This is a genomic window from Microbacterium sp., from assembly GCF_035554235.1.
In the GTDB taxonomy this organism is placed as follows: domain Bacteria; phylum Actinomycetota; class Actinomycetes; order Actinomycetales; family Microbacteriaceae; genus Microbacterium.
The window spans coordinates 1-2,752 of the sequence record NZ_DATMIO010000267.1; the positions used below are offsets into that span (position 1 = coordinate 1).

Genomic DNA, 2,752 nt, shown 5'->3' on the forward strand with positions numbered 1-2,752 from the left:
GCCGTCACATCGATCGATCAGCGCGCGGGGCTCGAGAACGTCGGGGAGACCGCGAAGGGCGTGCTCTGGAAGGTCGGGGGCGATGTCGCCGTCCCCTCGGGGCGGACGAGCGCGCAGGAGCAGATCTGGCGCGTCGTGACCGCGACGCAGATCGCGGTGCTCGCCATCGCGCTGCTGCTCGCCGTGCCCACCGCCGCGTCGCGCCGGGCGGCGCGCAACGCGCCGCGGATCGTCGGGCCGACATCGAGGGAGGCGCTGTGAGCGGCAATCGCTGGTTCCGGTGGGCCGCCACCGGAACGAGGACCATCATCGGCACCGCCGTCGCCATCGCCTTCACGGCGCTGGTCGTGACGGCCGTCTCGTCGCCGTGGCCCGTGGTCGAGCATCCGGCCCCGCGCATCGAAGCCCAGCCCGACCCGGCCGACACCGTCGCCGTGTGCGCCGGGCCGGCGCTCGCGCTCGGACGCACGGTGGTAGATGCGCAGCGCATCTCGGTGGCCGGTTCGTCCGATGTCACGGTCGGTGTGCCGGCCGAGAGCGCCGCGCCGCAGCAGAGCACCCTGGCGTCGCCCCGGGTGGATGAGAGCCGCGGTGTTCCGTCGTTCGTCGCCCAGCCCGAGGGCGACGACGTGGCGGTCCTCGCCGCCGCCTCGTCCGTCACGGTCGCCGCCCCCGACCTGTCCGGCTTCGCGGCGGCCGGATGCCGGCCGCCGCTCATGGAGTCGTGGATCGTCGGCGGCACGACCACGACCGGTGCCTCCGACATCCTGCTCCTTTCGAACCCCGGCGACGTGACGGCGAGCGTGCAGCTCACCATCTACGGTGCACAGGGCCCCCAGACGCCTCCGGGGGCGGACGGGATCATCGTGCCCGCCGGGACCCAGCTCGCCCTCCCGCTCGCGGGAGTCGCCGGACGCGAGGAGCAGCCGGTGGTGCGCGTCACCGCGACCGGCGCGCCCGTGACGGCGAGCCTGCAGTCCAGCCTCGTCCGCACCCTCGTGCCGGGGGGACTCGACATCCAGAGCGCGGTGACCGAGGCCGATGCCGTCCAGGTGCTCGCCGGGGTGACCGTGACGGCATCGACGCCCGACGCCGCGAGCACGATCATGCGCGTGCTCGCTCCCTCCGACGACGCCGAGGTCACCATCCGTGCCACCGCCGTGGGCGATGCGACCGTCGTGAGCAGCACGACGCTGCCGCTCACCGCGGGCATCCCGGCCGATGCCGAGCTCGCGAACCTCGCCCCCGGCACGTATGTCATCACGGTCGAAGCCGACGCGCCCGTGGTCTCGGCCGTGTGGCAGGCATCGGGATTCGGGGCCGGATCCGACTACGCCTGGTACACCCCGTCTCCCGGGCTCGGCGCCGACACCCTCATCGCGGCCCCCTCGGGTCCGGGGGCGCGACTCGTACTGGTCAACGCGGGCTCGGAGCCTGCCGCGATCGCGGTACGCCGGGTCGGCGGCGCAGAGCAGGAGGTCGCCGTCCCCGCGGGCGGAGCCGCCGACATCCCGATCGAAAGCGACGCCGTCTACAGCGTCGACCCCGGCGGGGCGGCGGGCATCGCCGCCGGTCTCACCTACGCGGGCCCCGGCGCGCTCGGTGCCGTGCCGGTGTGGCCGGCCGACGCGGGCGCCGAGCCGGTGCTCGTGTATCCGTGACGCAGGGTCGAGTCGCGAGCGCGGGGGTGCCGGGTGCCGCGTGCCGGGTGCCGGCGTGGCGGGTGCCGTGGCTCAGAAGTAGCGGAACCGCTCGGGACCCAGGTCCCACGGGTCGCGATCGAGGTAGTCGGCCGCCGCCCGGAACACGCACCCCTCTACGAGCATCCGGCGGTGCAGGTCATCGTCGCGGTGCACGTGGCTGAGGCGTTCGATCGGCACCCGGTACAGGATGATGCGCTTCTCCTCGCGCAGCGCGTGCCAGCGGGGGATGCCCTCCTCGTCGGCCGAGAGGGGCATCGCGCCGACCTCGAAGCTCACGTCGCGCAGCTCCGGCCAGGAGGAGCGAAGAAACTCGGCGGCGGTGCCGACCGCGAGGTCGAAGCGGTCGATGCGCGAGTCGAGAGGGGGCATCGGCGGTCGCACGACCGGGCTGCGGTCCTCCCGACCGTGGCGGCCGTGGCGTGCCGGGCGGGCCCTCGTCACCGTTCTCGCGCGTCGCCTGACCATGCGACCATCCTAGGCGCGGCATCCGCCCGCGGACCTGCGTCCGCCTGCGGACCTGCGCCCGCCTGCGGACCTGCGTCCGCCCGCGGACCTGCGCCCGCCCACGGCGAGGCGTCCGCGCAAGGCCCCTCGCCGTCGGTACCATGGGCCCGATGCGCGAGAGACTCTGCTCGAAGGTGGCCTGTGCCCGTGAGGCCGTGTCGACCCTGACCTACGACTACGAAGATCAGATGGCCGCCGTGGGCCCGCTCGGCGGCGACGACGACCCGCACGCCCACGACCTCTGCGCCATCCACACCGACCGCCTGTCGGTGCCGCGCGGCTGGGTGGTCGTGCGCCACGAGACGATCTCGAACCGCTAACGGCACGACGCGGCCGAGCTGCGCGGCCCCGGCGGCGCTGGCGGCCGGGACGTCGGGCGAAGACCCGGCCGCGTCTGGGAGAATAGCCGGATGAGCATCGACCTCGGCGCCCCCGCCACCGCCCGTCTCGAATACGACGTCGCCGACCTCGCCCTGGCCCCGGCCGGACGTCACCAGATCCGCCTCGCCGAGAACGAGATGCCCGGGCTGATGGCCCTGCGCGAG

5 protein-coding genes are annotated in these 2,752 nt (G+C 74.4%); 4 read left to right on the forward strand and 1 reads right to left on the reverse strand.

Annotation, left to right across the window (positions count from 1 at the left end):
- Positions 1 to 261, forward strand: a 261-nt coding sequence (locus tag VNT50_RS13495; protein WP_325485627.1) for a hypothetical protein, incomplete at its 5' end; no start/stop codon positions are given.
- Positions 258 to 1,661 carry a DUF5719 family protein gene (locus tag VNT50_RS13500; RefSeq protein WP_325485628.1) on the forward strand — a complete coding sequence of 468 codons (1,404 nt, stop codon included), beginning with the start codon at positions 258 to 260 and terminating at the stop codon, positions 1,659 to 1,661. The genes VNT50_RS13495 and VNT50_RS13500, both read left to right, overlap by 4 nt.
- A 72-nt stretch (positions 1,662 to 1,733) precedes the next feature.
- Here the strand turns inward: VNT50_RS13500 and VNT50_RS13505 are convergent, their stop codons facing one another.
- Positions 1,734 to 2,168, reverse strand: a complete 435-nt coding sequence (locus VNT50_RS13505) for a metallopeptidase family protein (RefSeq protein ID WP_325485629.1) — start codon at positions 2,166 to 2,168, stop codon at positions 1,734 to 1,736.
- A gap of 149 nt (positions 2,169 to 2,317) precedes the next feature.
- Between VNT50_RS13505 and VNT50_RS13510 the strand changes: the two genes are divergently transcribed.
- Both VNT50_RS13510 and VNT50_RS13515 read left to right on the forward strand, forming a co-directional pair.
- A complete protein-coding gene (locus VNT50_RS13510) occupies positions 2,318 to 2,527 on the forward strand; it encodes a DUF3499 family protein (RefSeq protein ID WP_325485630.1) in 210 nt (69 codons plus the stop codon).
- A gap of 90 nt (positions 2,528 to 2,617) precedes the next feature.
- Positions 2,618 to 2,752, forward strand: a 135-nt coding sequence (locus VNT50_RS13515) for an adenosylhomocysteinase (RefSeq protein WP_325485631.1), incomplete at its 3' end; no start/stop codon positions are given.